At 33.1% G+C, this 18827-nt stretch carries 19 protein-coding genes; 4 read left to right on the top strand and 15 right to left on the bottom strand.

Annotated features, from left to right (window positions below; translation table 11 throughout):
• Positions 1–7 precede the first annotated feature (7 nt).
• From M3005_RS03280 to M3005_RS03260, 5 genes are all read right to left on the bottom strand, one after another.
• The gene (locus tag M3005_RS03280; RefSeq protein ID WP_293793644.1) at positions 8–286 is read right to left on the bottom strand and encodes a YlbG family protein; all 279 of its coding nucleotides are present in this window, start codon (positions 284–286) and stop codon (positions 8–10) included.
• Between the two features lie 18 nt (positions 287–304).
• The gene (locus M3005_RS03275) at positions 305–1465 is read right to left on the bottom strand and encodes an FtsW/RodA/SpoVE family cell cycle protein (RefSeq protein ID WP_293793642.1); all 1161 of its coding nucleotides are present in this window, start codon (positions 1463–1465) and stop codon (positions 305–307) included.
• Between the two features lie 185 nt (positions 1466–1650).
• On the bottom strand, positions 1651–3489 hold the full coding sequence (typA, locus tag M3005_RS03270) for a translational GTPase TypA (RefSeq protein WP_053950227.1): 1839 nt from the start codon (positions 3487–3489) through the stop codon (positions 1651–1653).
• Between the two features lie 303 nt (positions 3490–3792).
• Positions 3793–4071, bottom strand: coding sequence for a UPF0223 family protein (locus M3005_RS03265; protein ID WP_293793640.1), 279 nt, complete (start codon positions 4069–4071; stop codon positions 3793–3795).
• Positions 4064–4990, bottom strand: coding sequence for a Rossmann-fold NAD(P)-binding domain-containing protein (locus M3005_RS03260; RefSeq protein ID WP_293793639.1), 927 nt, complete (start codon positions 4988–4990; stop codon positions 4064–4066). Before M3005_RS03260 ends, M3005_RS03265 begins: the two co-directional genes overlap by 8 nt.
• A gap of 136 nt (positions 4991–5126) precedes the next feature.
• Here M3005_RS03260 and def point away from each other — a divergent pair, with 136 nt between their 5' ends.
• Complete coding sequence (def, locus tag M3005_RS03255; protein WP_293793638.1) at positions 5127–5690, top strand: peptide deformylase; 564 nt, start codon at positions 5127–5129, stop codon at positions 5688–5690.
• 32 nt (positions 5691–5722) lie between these two features.
• Here the strand turns inward: def and M3005_RS03250 are convergent, their stop codons facing one another.
• A complete protein-coding gene (locus M3005_RS03250; protein ID WP_293793637.1) occupies positions 5723–6151 on the bottom strand; it encodes a hypothetical protein in 429 nt (142 codons plus the stop codon).
• A gap of 159 nt (positions 6152–6310) precedes the next feature.
• Here M3005_RS03250 and M3005_RS03245 point away from each other — a divergent pair, with 159 nt between their 5' ends.
• From M3005_RS03245 to M3005_RS03235, 3 genes are all read left to right on the top strand, one after another.
• Complete coding sequence (locus M3005_RS03245; RefSeq protein WP_053950232.1) at positions 6311–6526, top strand: DNA-directed RNA polymerase subunit epsilon; 216 nt, start codon at positions 6311–6313, stop codon at positions 6524–6526.
• Positions 6527–6528: 2 nt separating this feature from the next.
• Positions 6529–8211 (top strand): ribonuclease J1, encoded by a 1683-nt coding sequence (rnjA, locus tag M3005_RS03240; protein WP_293793636.1) that lies wholly within the window; start codon positions 6529–6531, stop codon positions 8209–8211.
• A 77-nt stretch (positions 8212–8288) separates the two neighbouring features.
• A complete protein-coding gene (locus M3005_RS03235) occupies positions 8289–9197 on the top strand; it encodes a diacylglycerol/lipid kinase family protein (RefSeq protein WP_293793635.1) in 909 nt (302 codons plus the stop codon).
• 28 nt (positions 9198–9225) lie between these two features.
• On the opposite strand, the gene arcD is transcribed toward M3005_RS03235, so the two are convergent.
• The 9 genes from arcD to M3005_RS03190 form a co-directional block, all read right to left on the bottom strand.
• Entirely contained in the window at positions 9226–10653 is a 1428-nt protein-coding gene (arcD, locus tag M3005_RS03230) for an arginine-ornithine antiporter (RefSeq protein ID WP_293793633.1), read from the bottom strand.
• 101 nt (positions 10654–10754) lie between these two features.
• Positions 10755–11741: an aldo/keto reductase gene (locus M3005_RS03225; protein ID WP_293793631.1), complete on the bottom strand. Its 987-nt coding sequence runs from the start codon at positions 11739–11741 to the stop codon at positions 10755–10757.
• Between the two features lie 108 nt (positions 11742–11849).
• On the bottom strand, positions 11850–12806 hold the full coding sequence (locus M3005_RS03220; protein ID WP_463670943.1) for a ribose-phosphate diphosphokinase: 957 nt from the start codon (positions 12804–12806) through the stop codon (positions 11850–11852).
• Between the two features lie 68 nt (positions 12807–12874).
• Positions 12875–15364: an SF1B family DNA helicase RecD2 gene (recD2, locus tag M3005_RS03215; protein WP_293793681.1), complete on the bottom strand. Its 2490-nt coding sequence runs from the start codon at positions 15362–15364 to the stop codon at positions 12875–12877.
• Positions 15365–15390: 26 nt separating this feature from the next.
• Positions 15391–16104 (bottom strand): tetratricopeptide repeat protein, encoded by a 714-nt coding sequence (locus M3005_RS03210; protein ID WP_293793629.1) that lies wholly within the window; start codon positions 16102–16104, stop codon positions 15391–15393.
• 13 nt (positions 16105–16117) lie between these two features.
• Positions 16118–16774, bottom strand: a complete 657-nt coding sequence (locus M3005_RS03205) for a histidine phosphatase family protein (RefSeq protein ID WP_293793628.1) — start codon at positions 16772–16774, stop codon at positions 16118–16120.
• 108 nt (positions 16775–16882) lie between these two features.
• Positions 16883–18010, bottom strand: coding sequence for a tRNA 2-thiouridine(34) synthase MnmA (mnmA, locus tag M3005_RS03200; RefSeq protein WP_293793627.1), 1128 nt, complete (start codon positions 18008–18010; stop codon positions 16883–16885).
• 134 nt (positions 18011–18144) lie between these two features.
• Positions 18145–18483: a cysteine desulfurase gene (locus tag M3005_RS03195; protein ID WP_293793626.1), complete on the bottom strand. Its 339-nt coding sequence runs from the start codon at positions 18481–18483 to the stop codon at positions 18145–18147.
• 1 nt (position 18484) lies between these two features.
• Positions 18485–18827, bottom strand: a 343-nt coding sequence (locus M3005_RS03190) for an aminotransferase class V-fold PLP-dependent enzyme (protein ID WP_293793624.1), incomplete at its 5' end; no start/stop codon positions are given.

Here is an 18827-nt window from a genome sequence, read left to right as displayed (position 1 = left end):
ATACTCCTTAGTAATCTTCATCGTCATCAACTTCATCGAAATCATTAGCTACAGCAAGTTCATTCGCTATTTGTTCGTATGGAGTTTCTTCTACTTTTTTGACGATTCTTAATGAACTGATTTTTTCTTTTACCCATTCATAATTGTCAGCATTAACATACATAACTACATAATGCATCTTTTGTGATACATAATATATCAATCCGTATTTCTTTAATTGTCGAACTTGTTTGGTTGAATATACATAAACAATTAAGCTTTTTCTATCTTCAATTGCACCTGACAAAACGTTACCTCCGCATGATTAATTTAATTTGTGTTTTCTTTGAATTTTTTGTTTTGCACTAATAACTAATAACATTCCGATACAAAGAGCAAGGGTTAGCATACTTGAACCCCCGTAACTAATAAATGGGAAAGTAACCCCTGTAATTGGTAATAGTCCAATCACTCCACCAATATTGAAGTATGATTGAACAAGTAAGTATGTTCCAATTCCATATGATACCAAGGTGTCATATGTGTTATTTGATCTAATTCCCAATTGGAAAGCTTTTACGATAATAATAAATAATAAAGATAAGATTAATAGTACTCCCACTAATCCTAACTCTTCTGAAATTACGGACATGATGAAATCGGTATTTGGTTCAGGTAAATATCCTGTCTTTTGAATGCTGTTCCCTAAACCAACACCAAAAATACCACCATTACTTAATGCGTAATATGAATTAACAAGTTGATGTCCGATTCCTTGTTCATACCTAAATGGATCTCCATATGCTAATATACGTTGAACTTGGTAATTAGATGACCCATTTCTAAAAATAAATAATGCTGTTTTTAATATAATCCATCCACCGACAATCATGCTGGAAGAAATTAATGTGGCACCCTTCCAATTCATTCCTGATGCAAAAATAATAACAATAAAAATTAATGCATTGATAATGGTTCCACCTAAATCTGGCTGGATTAAAATTAACCCCAGCATAACAAAAACAAAAATACTGTGAGTAATAACTTTGGTTTTTTCATTATTAATTAATTCATTTTCATGATTAGCCAAAATGTTAGACATCACTAGAATAATATAAACTTTTGCGGTTTCAGCTGGTTGAATATGTAATGGTCCAATTGGAATCCATCCAGCAGCACCATTAACAGAATGACCAAATGCCTTTAGCCAAATAAGACCAATAAACATTGCTGCCCAAAAAATAAATAAAACCCGACCGTTTCTGACAAACATATTTTGACCACATAAGCAAATTAATACAATGATTAAACTAAAGACGACAAACATACTTTGTCTTATTAGATATCCAGTTGGTGATCCTCCAATTTGAGTTGCAATATTAGAACTTGCAGAATAGACCATTATAATTCCAATTACAGACAACATAATATAAGGAATAAAAATGTAATAATCCATTGCATCAATATTTGTTTTTAATATTTTCATGTGTTTACTTAAATTCGTGTGTTTAAAAATGTTTTTTAAGCTGTGATAAGCTGACTTAATCATAAGTACATCTCCATATTACCCATTTGAATATTACTAATATTATAGCATATCTGTTTGTGAGCTTAGCATAATTTCAATGCACAAAAAAAGGATGAACATTAATGTTCATCCTTTTAAGCGTATTAGCTGTTATGACGTCTACGCTTAGCTTGTTTTTCACGTTCGTTAGTGTTTAGAATTTCTTTTCTTAAACGAATGTTTTCTGGTGTAACTTCACAAAGTTCATCTTCATTTAAGAATTCTAGAGATTCTTCAAGAGTTAAGTGTTGTGGTTCCTTAATCTTAGCAGTTTCATCCTTAGCAGAAGCACGAACGTTAGTCATTTGCTTACCTTTAGTGATGTTAACTGAGATATCGTTATCACGACTGTTCTTACCAACAATCATACCTTCGTATACTTCAGTACCTGGATCTACGAAGATAGTACCACGATCTTCAATACCCATAGTAGCGTAAGTAGTTGTCTTACCTTCGTTAATTGAAACTAAGGCACCATTTCTTCTACCTGGGTTCCAGTTCTTGATAACTGGTTGGTAACTGTCGAAAGTATGGTTCATAATTCCGTAACCACGAGTGATTGAAAGGAATTCAGTTGAGTAACCAATCAAACCACGTGAAGGTGCAAGGAATGTCAAACGAGTTTGACCATTTCCAACACTTTCCATGTTTTGCATGTTACCTTTTCTTTCTGATAATGTTTGAATGATAGTACCAGAGTATTCATCTGGAGTATCGATTTGAACTGATTCAAATGGTTCACATTGTTGTCCATCAATTTCTCTAATGATAACTTGTGGACGTGATACTTGTAATTCGTATCCTTCACGTCTTAAGTTTTCAATTAAGATTGATAAATGAAGTTCACCACGACCAGATACAGTCCATGAACCTGGTTGATCAGTTTCATCAACACGTAGAGAAACATCAGTGTGTAATTCTCTTTCTAGACGGTCTTGTAGTTGACGAGCAGTAACAAACTTACCTTCTTTACCAGCAAATGGTGAAGTGTTTGTACCGAATGTCATTTGTAGAGTTGGTTCGTCAATTCTTAGAATTGGAAGTGCTTCTTGAGCTGAAGGATCAACTACAGATTCCCCAACGTTGATTTCTTCCATACCAGAAATGGCAATTAAGTCACCTGCTTTGGCTTCTTCGATGTCTAACTTCTTAAGACCAAAGAATCCCATAAGCTTAGTAACACGGAAGTTTTGAGTAGAACCATCAAGTTTCATAACTGTAACGTTGTCACCAACCTTGATTGTACCTCTAAAGATACGACCAATACCGATACGACCAACGAAGTCGTCATAGTCAAGCATAGCAACTTGGAATTGTAGTGGTTCATCTGAGTTGTCTTCTGGAGCTGGGATAGCTTTAACAATTGTGTCAAAGATTGGCTTCATAGTGTGTTCTTGGGTTGATAAGTCTTCATCGTAACTTGAAGTACCGTTCATAGCAGAAGTGTAAATAACTGGGAAGTCTAGTTGATCATCATCAGCACCTAATTCAATAAATAGGTCTAATACTTCATCAACAACTTCGCTAGGACGAGAACCTGGACGGTCAACCTTGTTAATAACAACAACAGGTGTTAAATGTTGGTCTAGCGCTTTTTTCAAAACAAAACGAGTTTGTGGCATAGTACCTTCAAAAGCGTCAACAACTAAAAGAACACCGTCAACCATTCTCATAATACGTTCAACTTCTCCACCGAAGTCAGCATGTCCTGGTGTATCCAAGATGTTAATTTGTTTATCTTGGTATCTAACAGCAGTATTCTTTGAAAGGATTGTGATACCACGTTCCTTTTCAATATCATTAGTATCCATGGCACGATCTTCAATTTGAACGTGTTCATCTAAAGTATCTGATTGCTTTAGTAATTCGTTAACCAAAGTTGTTTTACCGTGGTCAACGTGGGCAATAATAGCAATATTTCTAATATCGTCTCTTGTCTTCATTATGAGTTTCCTTCCCTTCGAAGCATAAATATTTGTTTCTATAATACTTAGCAACTCGGACCGAGTTTATTACGTTAAATAATTAAATTTGCATAAAAAAACTGTGACAATAGTCACAGTCGGAACTTAACCAAATGTTAGAAAAGTTCTTTTGTGCAATCTTCGTCGCTACCAATACAGTTATTGATAATACCACACAAAAAGTAAATACGTCAATATTAGCAACCTTAATGAAATGCTTAATTATTAGCGTTTAATAACTATTCTCATTTGATAAATGTTTATATATTATAAAAAACTAATTTAATCCATTTTGACGTTATTTTTTTTGACCAATTGAGCAGCTTTAAATGTTTTAAACAAACTATATCCAGAAATGTTTGCGAAATCGCGATCAATTTGTTTTTGTTCCATTTTAGCTGGATTAATCATCTGAAATTGTTTATATAAATCAACAATATTTTTAGCGTTAGATCCATTCGGATTCTCATATGCTTCTTCCACTGAATTGTATAGTTTCATCATAGTCATTAATTCTTCTTTGCTCCAATCTTCAAGGATTGGATATGAGTAATTATTCATCTTGATCTCTACTACCTTCTACAATTAAATTAATTATGTCGATAACTTCTTTTTTCGATTCCAAATAAACTTGATTTTCTTTATCAGAAAGAACCAGTTCAACTGTTGATACCATCCCTGTATGATTTAGCATAACTGGTTCACTCACCGCAGTAACATCATCATTTAAATTGACAACGTGTCCTACACTAGCTAAACAGGGTTTTTCCATAAATATTGCATCCAAGATCATCAAAATAGCCTTCATTTGAACAACTTCATCAAAATGATTTTGGCTTAAGATTTCTTCGGCCTTGGCAAATATTTCTGTACTAAATAAATTATTTGGATTAGCTAAATACGAAAGAATTGGTGATTGACCAATATAAGCTCTACTCCAAGTAATTAAGTTAGTTGATTGATTCCCCACGACACTCACATTAATATCAGACAAACTAATATTAAAATATCTTCTTAATAGATGCTTCAATAAAAGTGTTTTCCCTAGTAATCCTGTTGAAATAACCGTATTTGGTTCTTTACCTGAAAACTTAGTGGCGAAATAATTAAGAATTTCGTCATAGTAACCATTAATTAGAATTTTTCCGCTAAATCCACCTTTAATAGCTAAATTTAGTGACGTTCTGAATTGATCTAAATATGGAGAAAGAAAATTAACCACTTCTTCTTTATCTTTTAAATCATCTTCCGGAAATGGATATAAATACATAAATCCATCAAAGTCATGGTAATCAACATTATCATCATCTATTGCTACATCAAAATTTTCGCACAACAAACGTGATTTAATATTGCTGATAAAATCATCCATATTATGATTAAGAATTGTTAAATGAACTGGATAATCTATAAAAAGCATACATTCAACTAGTGCTTTTATTCTATCTTGATCACCGTCAACTACTAAATTAGTATTCATAATCTGCCTCCGAAATAATAAGTAATGTAATTATACCACGAGTCAAAAAAAGGCATCTTTTTTATCTTCCGTTTAATAAATTCGTTTTGATATATTATGGTATAATAGATTAATAAATAACTGGGAGGTCATTCACGTGATATTAATGAAAGACATCGTTCGTGATGGTAATAAAGTACTTAGAAAACAAGCCGAAAAGGTTGAGTTTCCACTTAGCGATGAAGACAAAAAATTAGCCGAAGACATGATGGAATACTTAGAAGTAAGTCAAGATCCTGTGCTTTGTGAAAAATACAAACTAAGAGCTGGTGTTGGACTTGCTGCACCACAAGTTGGTGTTTCAAAAATGATGGCATCTGTTCTTGTTCCTAACGACTTTGAAGGTGACGGAGAACCAATCTTTAAAGATGTAATTATTAATCCTGTTATTTTATCTAGTTCTGTTCAAAGATGTGCGATTACTGAAGGTGAAGGATGCTTATCAGTTGATGAAGATGTCCCTGGTTTTATTCACCGTGCCGCAAGAATTACATTAAAATACCAAGATGTTAATGGTGAAGAACATACCATTCGTTTGAAAAACTATCCTGCTATTGTTTGCCAACATGAAATTGATCATTTACATGGTACTTTATTCTACGATCACGTTGATAAAGAAAATCCATTTTCAAAAGTTGATAACGACTTATTCATTGAATAATAAAGAAAGCACAGACATATTGTCTGTGCTTTTTAATTTACATTTTTTAACTTTTCCATATCTAAAACATATTCGTAAGTAGCCAGGTTTAATAGATATGCTAAATCAATATGAATATAGTTATCTCTAGTGTAGTGATCTGTCATAACAATTTTATGGTTCCATTTTCCAGATTTATTAATACTCTCAATTTCATCAGTAATTGTCTGGATTAATTGATTATCAGCTTCACTCACATATTCAAAAACATAAATATTTCTTTCCCAAATTTCAGATAAATCATTAATTTTAAAGATTTTTATTTTGCATTTTTCTCCTGCTGATTCCATTAAATCATTTAAAACTGAGATTGTTTCACTTTTGCCAGCATCTTTGGGTCTTGTGATAAAAAAATAATGAATTAAATTATAACCAACAACCGCGATTATAAATCCAAATAATATTTCCAAAAATAACTTCATCACATTTACCTCCCCGACCATTTATTTCTTTTAATTCTATCATTTATGTTCGTTTATTGGTTACTATACTTATCAATATTAATATGATAAAATTAAATCAATTAGTTGTGTACCACACAATCGCACGGTTAAAAAACATAGAAGGAGATTGTATTTTTTATGATATTTAAAGTTTTATACCAAGAAGATAACAAAGCAAATCCTAAGAGAGAGTTCACTAAAGCACTATACGTGGAATGTGATACAGAAGTTGAAGCAAGAGAACTTGTTGACCAAAACACTGATCACAACATCGAATTTATCGAACCTCTAGAAGGAAACCACTTGGCTTACGAACAAAAGAGCCCAGATTTTAAAATTACGGAGTTTAAATAATTATGAACAAACTAAACGTCAAAAATAACGAAACAGCTATTTATGGCGTTGGTGGACTTGGTGAAATTGGAAAAAACACTTACGGTGTTCAATTTCAAGATGAAATCATTCTAATAGATGCTGGAATTAAGTTCCCAGAAGATGATTTATTAGGGGTAGATTATGTTATCCCTGATTACCAATATCTAGTAAAAAACAAGGACAAAATCAAAGCATTAGTTATTACCCACGGACATGAAGATCATATCGGTGGTGTTCCTTACTTAATCCGCGATTTAAATGTTCCTATTTACGCTGGTCCATTGGCGTCAGCACTTATCAAAAATAAATTAGAAGAACATGGATTATTAAGAAGTACAGAAATTCACGAAATCAATCCAAAAACTGTTCTAAAGTTTAACAAAACCAAGGTGTCATTCTTCAGAACTACTCACTCAATTCCAGATACTTTAGGAATTGCTGTGCACACCCCTTCTGGAGTTATCGTGGAAACTGGTGATTACAAGTTTGACTTAACACCAGTAACGAGACAGCCGCCTGATTTACAAGAAATGGCTAGATTAGGTCGAGAAGGTGTACTTTGTTTAATGTCTGACAGTACTAATGCTGAAAGACCTGTCTGGACTAAATCAGAAAGTTGGATTAGTTCAGCTGTTGAACATATCTTCGATGAAGAAACTGGTAGAATCATTTTCGCCACTTTCGCATCTAATATTTCTAGAATTAAAACCGCCTGTGATGCTGCTATTAAGCATGACAGAAAAATTGCAGTTTTTGGTAGAAGTATGGAAGCTGCCATTGTTAATGGTCAAGAGTTAGGATACTTAAACGTTCCTGAAGGTACTTTCGTTGATGCTTCTGAACTACAATCACTACCAGCTGAAAAAACATTGATTTTATGTACTGGTTCTCAAGGTGAAACTATGGCTGCACTATCTAGAATAGCTAACGGTACTCACAGACAAATTGCTATTCAACCAAATGATACTGTTGTTTTCTCAAGTAACCCTATTCCAGGTAACACTGTTAGTGTTAATCGTGTTATCAATGAATTAGAAGAAGCTGGTGCTAAAGTAATTCATGGTAAAATTAACAAAATTCATACATCTGGACATGGTGGTCAAGAAGAACAAAAGCTAATGCTTAGTTTAATGAAACCTAAGTATTTCATGCCAATTCACGGTGAATTTAGAATGCTTAAGATTCACACTGAGTTAGCAGAACAATGTGGCGTTCCAATGGAAAATAGCTTCATCATGAAAAACGGTGATGTTTTAGCTCTTACCAAAGACTCTGCAAGAATTGCTGGTCACTTTGCTGCTGGAGATGTTTACATCGATGGTAACGGTATTGGTGATATTGGTAACGTTGTTCTTAGAGATCGTCAGTTACTATCAGAAGAAGGTTTAGTTGTTGTTGTTGCAACAATAAATCTAAAAGATCAAGAAATTCAATCAGGTCCTGACCTACTATCCAGAGGTTTTGTTTACATGAGAGAATCAGGTCAATTACTAGATGAAGGTAGAAGATTAGTCTTCAGAACAATCAGAAGAGCTATGCGTAACAAGAACGCTAACGAATCTAGTATTAGAAATGCTATAATCGATGACTTACAAGAATTCTTATACAATAAGACTGAAAGACACCCTCTAATTTTACCAATGTTAATTATGAACAAAAAATAATTTACAATTGATAATTATTAAAAAACGAATTCTTAGTAGAATTCGTTTTTTTTATTTAAAAGAAAGGAGAATGTTAATTGAATAATTACTTTCTAGTTGTTTTAAATCCAGTTGCTAACCGACGCAAAACAAAAAATCAATGGCCAGAAATCAAAAAACAATTAGACCGTCTAGAACTTAATTATAAATTGAAGATATCAAGGCACCCTCTTCACTTAATTTCAATTGTTTCGCACCATTTAATAATAAACAATCGAATTGATAATCTACCTAAGGGAATTATCGTGATTGGTGGAGATGGTACTGTTCATGAAGCTATCCAAGGTGTTAAAGAAGCTCAAAAAGTAGATCAACAAATTCCAGACATTCCAATGTCAATTATCCCTGCTGGCTCTAATAATAACTTCTTTAACCACTTAAAAAAGCAATTTAACATGAAAGCTAACATCGCAGAAACAATGGATAATCCTAAAATTCTAATGCATGATGTTGGATTATTCACTGAACATATTAAAAAACAAGATGGCATCTTTTTAACCAATTTAGGAATTGGTTTAGACGCCAATGTCTTTAGCTTAAAAAATAATTTTAGAACTCATAAAATCAACTTAAAGACTCGTTTTCAATACTACTTATCCATCATTCCAACTATCTATAATCTAAGTACGTTCCCAGTGATTATTAAAGCGGATGATAAAAAATATGAGTTAAAGAAAGCCTTTATGGTTTCCGCCACCAATAATAACGATACTAATGAGGTCGATTTAATGGTTTTAAAGAGAAAAAATATTGTTCAACTATTTTTCGTCTTAATGAAAGTTATCTTTAAACATCATCTAACCGTTAAGTCAGCTTTTAAGATTCACAGTTCTAATATCAGAATTGAAATTCCTTCTCTAGAATATGGCCACGCGGATGGTGAAACATTGGGTAGTAGATTCTATGATTTAGAATATTATAAAACTAAATATCCATTTTTAGTCTAAAAAAAGAGTGATAAATATCACTCTTTTTTTAAAACGTTATTTTACCTGTAGCAATCTCATAAATAGCTAAGATGGCTAAAATTAGCAGAATAAAAGCAATTACTGCTTCGATCTTAGTAAAGACATGTTTATTTTTATTATCATATTTTTGTAAGTAGTAATATACAGGGATTCCTAATGCAAACAAGATGGTTGTCATTAAGATATAGTTCAATCCAGCTGCATATAATAACCAACATGCATAGATACTTGATACTATTCCTAAGAAAATGTTTCTCTTTCTATCGTTTAGGTCTTTATTTAAGTATGAATACTTAACTTGATAAAACGCGGAGAAAGCATATGGAATTAAAACTGCCGCACTAGAAATAGATAGGAATAGATTATATGCACTAGATGCCACGAAGAATGAAATCATAAATAACTCAACTAATACGTTAGTAAAAATCAATGAATTAATTGGCGTTCCATTCTTGTTTTCCTTTGCAAATACCTTAGGGAATGATCCAACCTTTGCAGCTTCATATGGTACTTCAGCCGCAAACATTGTCCATGATAACCATGCACCTAACACAGCAATAATTAATCCAACATTAACCACTACTGCTCCCCATTTACCTACAAGATGTTGTAGTAAATCTGCCATTGCTGGTTGTCCTAAGCTAGCAAGTTGGGCTTGATGCATAACACCAAATGAAAGCAAAGTAATTAACATATAAATTAAAGTCACTGTGATGATTCCTAGAATTGTAGCTCTTCCAATATCTTTTCTTTTTTTAGCATATCCAGAGAAGATAACAGCTCCTTCAATCCCAGAGAATACAAATACAGTAACTAGCATGGTACTTTTCACTTGAGCTAAAACATCGGAAAAATTAAACGCTTTATTCCCAGTTAACCAAAAGTCACTTGTGAAAACATTTAATTTAAATGATAGAAATACTATTAAGATAAATAATAGGATTGGAATTAATTTGGTAATTGTAATAATTGTGTTAATGAATGAAGCGGAATGAATCCCACGGGACACTAAGTAGTGACCACCCCATAAAATAATTGATGAAGCAATAAATGATACTAAGTTATGACCGTTATCAAAAATAGGAAAGAAATATGTTAGTGCACTCATCAATAAGATTGCATAACTGATATTACCTAGCCATACTGATAACCAATATCCCCATGCGGAATTAAATCCAATATAGTGACCAAACCCAGCATCTGCAAAACTATAAATTCCAGCCTGTAGGTCAGGTCTTTTGTTAGTTAAATTTTGAAATGTGAAAGCCAAAGAGAGCATCCCAATTGCAGTAATAATCCAACCAATAATAACTGCACCAACACCAGCTTGTGATGCCATATCGTGCATAAGGTTAAAAATACCTCCACCGATGATTGAACCAATTACTAAACCAATTAGTTCCGTTAAATTAAGCTTTTTAGCGGAATTATTCATTATATCTCTCCTTTAATATATTTTTAAAACAATTAAATATTATACCGCATTTAGCACCCTTTTGTCATATAAAAAGAAGCGACTATTTAAGTCGCTTCTTTTTATTTCTTCAAAATTTCATTAATCTTAGCTAATTCATCTGGTGAAAATTCTAAGTTGTCTAATGCTTTTAAATTAGATTCTAGATGTTTTGGATCAGATGCTCCAGTAACAACACTAGTAACAACTGGATCATGAAGTAACCAAGCTAAACTCATTTGTGCTAATGTTTGATCTCTATTCTTGGCTAAATCATTTAATTGGTTTAATCGTTTAACTACTTCATCCTTATTTTCCATCATAAAACTATTGGTGAAGTGTAGTTTTAAATCATCAGGTAATCCATTTAGATATTTATCTGTCAAAATACCTTCGGCTAATGGACCGTATGCAACCAATCCATCGTTGTTTTCTTTCAATGCATCAATTGTGCCATCTTCTTCCGCTGAACGGTTTAACATGTTATATGAAGCTTGGTTAACAACAAAAGGTGTATGAAGTTCTTTAAAGTACTTAATGATTTCTCTTGTTTGTTCACCATTGTAATTAGAAATACCAACATACAATGCTTTTCCGGCTCTGACAGTACTATCTAGTGCTTCAGCAGTTTCTTCTAAGCTAGTATTAGGATCGAAGCGGTGGCTGTAATAGATATCTACATAATCTAATCCCATTCTCTTTAAAGAAATGTCCAATGCAGCAACTAGTGTTTTTCTTGAAGAAAATGAACCATATGGTCCAGGCCACATGTGGTATCCAGCTTTAGTAGTAATAATTAATTCATCACGATATGGTTTTAAATCTTGATTATATACTTGACCAAACATTCTTTCTGCGGCACCTGATCCAGGTCCGTAGTTATTTGCCAAATCAAAACTGAAAATTCCTTTATCAAAGGCATTTAACATTACTTCTCTACTATCTTGAAAATTAGCATCATCACCAAAACTATGCCACATTCCAAATGATAGAGCGGGTAATTGAAGACCAGAGTTTCCTGCTCTTCTAACTTTCATGTTGTCGTATCTTTCATCTGAAGCTTTATACATGATTACACCTCAATTTCTATTGTTATAGTTTCATTTTAAGTTTTCTGAATTATGAAATCAAGAATTCAATTAATAAAAAAGCCCTAATTTTCATTAGGACTTTTGTTATTATCTAAATAATTTTCCAACTGATTTGTTGTTATGAATTCTTAAAATTGCATTACCCATTAAATCTGCAACTGAAACAATATCTAGTTTATCGATTTGTTTTTCTGGTGCAATATAAACAGAATCAGAAACAATTACCTTTTTAATTGGCGCATTGCTGATTTTATCGATTGCATCCCCTGCGAAAACACCATGTGTAGTAACTAAGTATACAGCTTTAACACCATTGTTTGCTAACACATTGGCTGCTTTAACTGCTCTAGACGCTGTATCAATCATATCATCTGCAACGATTGCAACCTTATCTTTAACATCCCCAATAATAAATGTTGGAATATGTTCTTCATTTTCAGGGTCACGGTTATCAATAATTGCAATTGGAGCATCAATTAATCCCGCGAATCCACGAGCTCGTCCAACACCACCATGATCTGGTGATACCACTACTGCGTTGTCTAGGTCATAATTATCTAACATGTGTTTTGCCATCAATTTATCTGCTTTTAGATTATCTACTGGTTTATTAAAGAATCCTTGGATTTGAGCAGCATGTAAATCTAAAGTAAGTACTCTATCAATACCAGTATTTTCTAAAATTCTAGCAATTAACTTAGCGATAATTGCTTTTCTTTCTCTCTTTTTAGCAGAATGTCTAGCATATCCATAGTAAGGAATGACAACGTTGATGGATTTAGCACTAGTTCTTCTTACAGCATCAATCATAATAAACAATTCCATAATATTAGCGTTAATTGGATCGGTTAATGATTGAATAATGTAAACTGAATCTCCTCTAATACTTTCATCAATTTTGATTTGAATTTCACCATCACTAAAACGATTAATGGTTGCTTCTCCCAATTTGATTCCACAAACCTTAGCAATTTTTTCAGCCAATGGTCTATTAGAACTCAAAGAAAATATTTTCATATTTTTATTACTCAATGATTCCACTATGAATAATGCCCCTCTCGAAGTAATTGATAATTAGATTTTACCATAAACTTCAAATTTTTACTTATATTTTATGGTTTAATCCCGTCCATTCCAATCATTGGATCAATTTGATCTGAATTAATTAGACTAGGCGTCAAACGATACGATTTAACTGAATTATCGGTATCCTCTTCATTAGATGCTTCCTCTTCAACTTGGTCATTGTTATTTGTATCTACCGTCTTATCAGTTTTGGTATTGGTTTCAACTATTTGTTGATTATTAGTTAATAATTCATCATTAGCTGGTTTTATTTCACCATTTAATAGTGATTGAATTCTCTGCATCAAACTAGTATTTCTGTTATCAGATTCACTTTGGGCACAGCTTAAGAATGAATCATAGTCCCCTATCATAATTAATGTATCACTGGCACGGGTAATTGCGGTGTATAAAAGATTCTTTTTCAGCATTTTAGTAAACTGAGGAACGATTGGTAAAATTACCATCTTGAACTCGCTTCCCTGTGCCTTATGAATGGTTGTACAGTATGCTAATGTAATTTGAATCCAATCTTTTCTTTGGTAGGTAACCTGGCTTTGATCAAAAGCGACTTTGATTTTATCCTGGGTTGATTTTTCACCATGGATAACTTCTATGATTTGACCAATATCACCGTTAAAAACATTGTCTTCTGGACTATTCACTAGTTGTAAGACTTTATCTCCTAACCTAAAATGAATTCCTCTATATTCTAGTTGTTCCTCTTTGTTGCCAGGATTCATAATTTCTTGAATGACATCATTCAAATGATTAACCCCTGACATCCCTCTATACATTGGTGATAAAACTTGAATATCTGTAGCACTAAATCCTTTTTGCTTAGCTCTCTTCACAATTTGTTCAATTACTGAACTCATTTGATTAGCACCACATGGAATAAAACTTCTATCAGCCTGTTTTTCATTGAAGTCATCTGGCAACTTTCCTTGTTGGATACTATGTGCCAATGGAATAATAGTTGAATTACTGTCTTGTCTGTAAATGGTACTTAATTGCATACTATTTATTCTTTGAGATCTTAATAAATCAGTAAATACCTGACCTGGACCCACTGATGGTAATTGATCTTTATCACCTACCAAAATCACTTTCATTTGGTTAGGCACCGCTCTCATAAGCGCTTTAAATAAATAAGTATCCACCATAGACATTTCATCAACAATTAGTAATCCACCTTCTAAATCCTTGGTGCCTTCATTGTTATCGTCATACCCACTTAGTCCTAACAATCTGTGAATGGTGCTAGCGGGAATTCCAGAAGTTTCCTGCATTCTCTTCGCTGCGCGTCCAGTTGGTGCAGCTAGTAAAATTGGAAATTCATGTTCTTTATATTTATTTATATCTAAGGAATAATCGTTTAAATATGCATATAAATAGATAATTCCCTTAATAATCGTTGTTTTCCCTGTCCCGGGTCCACCGGTTAGCAAGAACATTTGCGACTTAATAGCTTGTTTTAAAGCATTTGTTTGTGACTCATCATAAGAGATATTCAATTTTTTCTCAATCAATCTAATCTTCTTATCGATGGTTTCATCATCAAACGTTTTTGTATTCGGATTCTTAATTACACGATTAATATGTTCGGCAATTCTCCATTCATCATCATATAAATCCTTTAAATAAACCCGATCTTCTTCTCCAACGATTTTTTGTGTTTTAGCTAACTCCAAAAATTGTTCAGATAAATCATCGCCAGTGATGTCTTCTGAATTACCATTATTTAACAACTTTAAAGTTTCAGATAAGATTGGGCCTGTTTGGGTATATGTATCACCATTCTTCAAAGATAGCGATTGTAATGCAGAAATTAAACCTGCTCGGATTCTTCCTGGATTGTTAGCTGACATCCCCATTTGCTTAGCAATATCATCGGCCTTCTTAAATCCGATCCCGTCTATATCTTCCACTAATTGATATGGGTTTTCTTCAATTACTTTTAAAGTGTCTCCCTTATACTTATTATAAATTGCAGAAGATAAGCTACTACCAAATCCATAACTATTAAGACCGATAATAACTTGTTCCATTCCGTTATTCTTTTGGAGTGTATCAATTACTGTTTTACGCTGTTTACTTGATAGTCCTACCTTATCTAGTAAAGATTCATTATCTAAAACGTCAGTAATTAAATTAACACCCAAGATATCAACCATTTTGTTAGCAGTTTGTTTTCCCACTCCTGGAAAATTATCCCCTGAAAGATATTCAACCAGTCCTTCTTTAGAGGTAGGCACTGTGCTATGGTAATTATCAGCTTTAAATTGTTTTCCATATTTCGGATGATCTACCAATACACCGAAAAACTGGTATTCATTTTCTTCAGCAATATCTGCAAAATTACCAGTAATAACAATCTCATCTTCATGCCAATCTGAGATATTAGTTTCGCTAATCTTAACTAAAAGCACCTTAAAAAAACTGTCGTTGCTTTCAAAGAAAGTAGCCGCAACTTTTCCATTTATGAATAGCTTTTCATTTTGTTCGTCATTATTTTCCATTGAAAATAAATCCATTGATTCGGTCACGGCAATTCACTTCCTTACTTTTTATTTTTGACCTGAATAAACTTTTCAATATCAGCCAAGCGTTTTTGACCCTTTTCAAAGTATTTTGGATCGTTTGATTTAGCCTTATCAAAATAAGCACTAAAATCCTCTTCTAACACCATCGCAACGATTCCACGATCAAAGTTAGCTTTACCATCGTTAGGCTTAGCTGCAAGCACTTTATCGTAAAATTCAGCTGCTTCTTTAAAGTTACCTATTGCTAATAAACTACTTGCTAACAGGTAGTTTATTTCTGGATCTTGTCTTCTAAAACCTTGTGCAGTTAGCGCGAACACCACTGCTTTTTTATAATCTTCTTTAGCCATATAACTTTGTGCCAACATAATATATGCATCTGTCTTCATATTCCCGTCAGATAGGCTATTAAATTGTTCGATTGCTTTGTCATATTCACCAGCTGCGTAATAGACGTTACCTAGGCCATAGGTTAAAGTTTCTTTAGCCTTTTTACTTCTATCAGCAAACAATCCTAAAGCTTTCATCATTAATTCTTCAGCTTGCGTGTAGTTATGCAATTGAACTAAAAAACTGCATAAATCATAATAAGTTCGGTAATCATCTGGGTGATTATCGATATCTTCAACTAATTTATGCAAAGTTTCATCAGCTTTTCTTTGCTTTTCTTCATGTTCTCTTTCAATTGCTTGTTGTCTATTTTTTATTTCTTCGGACTTTTGATCCATCATAATCACCTACAAATTAAATTACGTCTGTTTGATCAATTTCTTTTGTTAAATATTCAGTATCGTTCCATTTAATTAAATCAAACGTTTTACCATTATCATTTGTTTCTAAAATAGTTGTACTAGTATTAGCCAATCCACCACGTTTTCTTAAATCCTTAATTTCAACTCCTAATAATGAGTTAATTAAGGCATTCAAAGCAGCTCCATGGCTAAAAATAACGACATTACTATCTTCAGGATTAGCGTTAACAATGGTATTTATTGCATATTGCATTCTATCAATTACATCACTAAAGCTTTCTCCGCCAATTTCAGTTGCGTCGTATTTTTCCGGATGATTTCTAAAGTTATCATAGCTTTCCGGAAATTGTTGTCTTACATCCTCAAATTTTTGTCCTTCCATTTTTCCTAAATGAAATTCTTCTAAACGATTCCATAAAGAAAGTGGTGGTCTTTTCTTGGAATGCTGTAAAACTCGATTGGCTGTTATTCTTGCTCTTTTAATGGGACTAGAATAAGCATGGCTAAATTCAATATCTTTTAAATGCTCACCTAACTGATTCATTTGTTGGTAACTTTCTGGTAATAATTCAGAATCACTGCCAGCTCCTTGATATCGACTTTCAAGATTCCATTCAGTCTTACCATGTCTAATAAAATAGATTTTCACTTTTATCCCTCGTTCATTTCGATTTATATCTATTATCTCAATTAATGCCCTTTTTTTCAAAACATATATAAAAAAAGATGCTTATTTTCATAAGCATCTTTTTAAAATTTAAATGTATTGTAATTCTTTATCGTTTTGATATGCAGCATCGATGATAGCTGAACCTAAACATTCATCACCATCGTAGAATACAACAGCTTGACCAGGAGTTACTGCTCTGGCTGGGTCATCAAATTCTACCTTCAATGACTTACCATAATCATTTAAATGAACGCTAACTCCAACGTCTTTTTGACGATAACGGAATTGAGCAGTACAACGGAAGTCATTACCACGATTACTAATATCGTTAATCCAGAAAATATCTGAAGCCACTAAATAGTCAGCGTATAGATGTTCGTTTTCGTATCCTTTACCAACATATAAAATGTTTTTTGATAAATCTTTTCCGACTACGAACCAAGGACGATTATCCTTACCATCCCCACCGATACCTAGACCTTTTCTTTGACCGATTGTGTAATACATTAATCCATCATGTTGGCCTTTTACTTCTCCTTCAAAAGTCATCATTTTACCAGGTGTTGCTGGTAAATAATTGCTTAAGAATGATTTGAAGTTCTTTTCACCAATGAAACAGATTCCCATTGAATCCTTCTTTTCAGCGGTTGCAAGACCGGCTTCTTTAGCAATTTCTCTAACCTTAGGTTTAGGCATGTCCCCTAATGGGAACATAACACGATCTAATTGATCAGCTGATAATTGACTCAAGAAGTAAGTTTGGTCCTTGTTGTCATCACTACCACGTAACAAGTGGTTATGACCATCTTCATCACGTTGTAATCGCGCATAGTGACCAGTTGCAATGTAGTCAGCACCTAGGTCTAATGCGTAGTCTAGAAAAGCTCTAAACTTAATTTCTTTGTTACAAATAACATCGGGATCTGGAGTTCTACCTTTTTTATATTCATTCAAGAAATAAGTGAAAACGCGATCCCAATATTCTTTTTCAAAATTAACAGAGTAGTAAGGTATTCCGATTTCTGAGGCAACTTTGGCTACGTCCTTGTAGTCTTCTGTTGCGGTACAAACACCGTTTTCGTCAGTATCGTCCCAGTTCTTCATAAATACACCTACAACGTCATATCCTTGTTGCTTCAAAAGGTAGGCGGTTACGGATGAATCCACCCCACCTGACATTCCGACAACAACACGGGTATTACTATTGTCTGCCATTTTAAATCACCATCATTTCTTTTAGATTCTTAGAACCTACGAGTTGAAGGTCGCACATTCCATAAAGAGTATGATACCCATTTCTGCGATAAAATGCAATTAAGAAGCAAAAAGGAAGCCATTAGGCTCCCTTTTTATTTTTTAATAAATACGTTTCTTTCAACGAAATTGTTCATTAAGAAATTGTATTGTTCTACTAACTCATCAGCTTGTTTGTTAGTAAAAATATTTACTTTATTTAAACCATTGCTTGTAACGGCACTAAGTTTAAAAGCACTTAAATCGCCTTTAAAAACAATCTTTAACTTAACGCCATTATATGGATCGTTAGGATCTAGTGTTCTTTCAAATGAGTAATTACCTGCTTTAGTACTCACAAATCCCATATCAGTTAATGTGTACTTCTTTACTTCGGGGCTAACAGCATATACTGTATTGTCTCCAAGTAATTGATTACTAATTTCAAAAGCCATTTTAGTCCACCCTCTTAATTCTTTTTATTACTTTTACTAATGCTTCACTAAACAAATCAATTTCTTCACTCGTAGTGAACTTACCAAAACTAATTCGAATTGATTCTGATGATCTGTTAGTATCATTACCATACATTGCTACTAACACGTGTGATGGTTCGATGTTTCCTGCTGTACATGCTGAACCTGCAGAAATCGCAAAACCTGCCAAGTCCATATTAGCTAGTATCACATCAGATGCAATTCCTTTTATCCAGATATTAAAAACGTGTTGTAGTGGGTTATTATCGACAGTTCCATTAACTAAAAATTCAATGTCATTGTCTTTTAATTTACCCATAATT

Origin of the sequence: Apilactobacillus sp. (genome assembly GCF_025290035.1) — a bacterium.
Classification (GTDB): Bacteria; Bacillota; Bacilli; order Lactobacillales; family Lactobacillaceae; genus Apilactobacillus.
The sequence above is the reverse complement of the archived record's forward strand: the minus strand, read 5'-3'. Positions and strand labels throughout refer to the sequence as shown.

What these genes read in the sequence shown, in the direction of transcription:
- M3005_RS03195 (WP_293793626.1), bottom strand. Translation starts at nt 18,483, where the DNA reads ATGGCTTTTGAAATTAGTAATCAATTACTTGGAGACAATACAGTATAT.
- rnjA (WP_293793636.1), top strand. Translation starts at nt 6,529, where the DNA reads ATGAACAAACTAAACGTCAAAAATAACGAAACAGCTATTTATGGCGTT.
- typA (WP_053950227.1), bottom strand. Translation starts at nt 3,489, where the DNA reads ATGAAGACAAGAGACGATATTAGAAATATTGCTATTATTGCCCACGTT.
- M3005_RS03225 (WP_293793631.1), bottom strand. Translation starts at nt 11,741, where the DNA reads ATGTATAAAGCTTCAGATGAAAGATACGACAACATGAAAGTTAGAAGA.
- arcD (WP_293793633.1), bottom strand. Translation starts at nt 10,653, where the DNA reads ATGAATAATTCCGCTAAAAAGCTTAATTTAACGGAACTAATTGGTTTA.
- M3005_RS03260 (WP_293793639.1), bottom strand. Translation starts at nt 4,990, where the DNA reads ATGAATACTAATTTAGTAGTTGACGGTGATCAAGATAGAATAAAAGCA.
- M3005_RS03275 (WP_293793642.1), bottom strand. Translation starts at nt 1,465, where the DNA reads ATGAAAATATTAAAAACAAATATTGATGCAATGGATTATTACATTTTT.
- recD2 (WP_293793681.1), bottom strand. Translation starts at nt 15,364, where the DNA reads ATGGATTTATTTTCAATGGAAAATAATGACGAACAAAATGAAAAGCTA.
- mnmA (WP_293793627.1), bottom strand. Translation starts at nt 18,010, where the DNA reads ATGGCAGACAATAGTAATACCCGTGTTGTTGTCGGAATGTCAGGTGGG.
- M3005_RS03210 (WP_293793629.1), bottom strand. Translation starts at nt 16,104, where the DNA reads ATGATGGATCAAAAGTCCGAAGAAATAAAAAATAGACAACAAGCAATT.
- M3005_RS03265 (WP_293793640.1), bottom strand. Translation starts at nt 4,071, where the DNA reads ATGAATAATTACTCATATCCAATCCTTGAAGATTGGAGCAAAGAAGAA.
- M3005_RS03250 (WP_293793637.1), bottom strand. Translation starts at nt 6,151, where the DNA reads ATGAAGTTATTTTTGGAAATATTATTTGGATTTATAATCGCGGTTGTT.
- M3005_RS03245 (WP_053950232.1), top strand. Translation starts at nt 6,311, where the DNA reads ATGATATTTAAAGTTTTATACCAAGAAGATAACAAAGCAAATCCTAAG.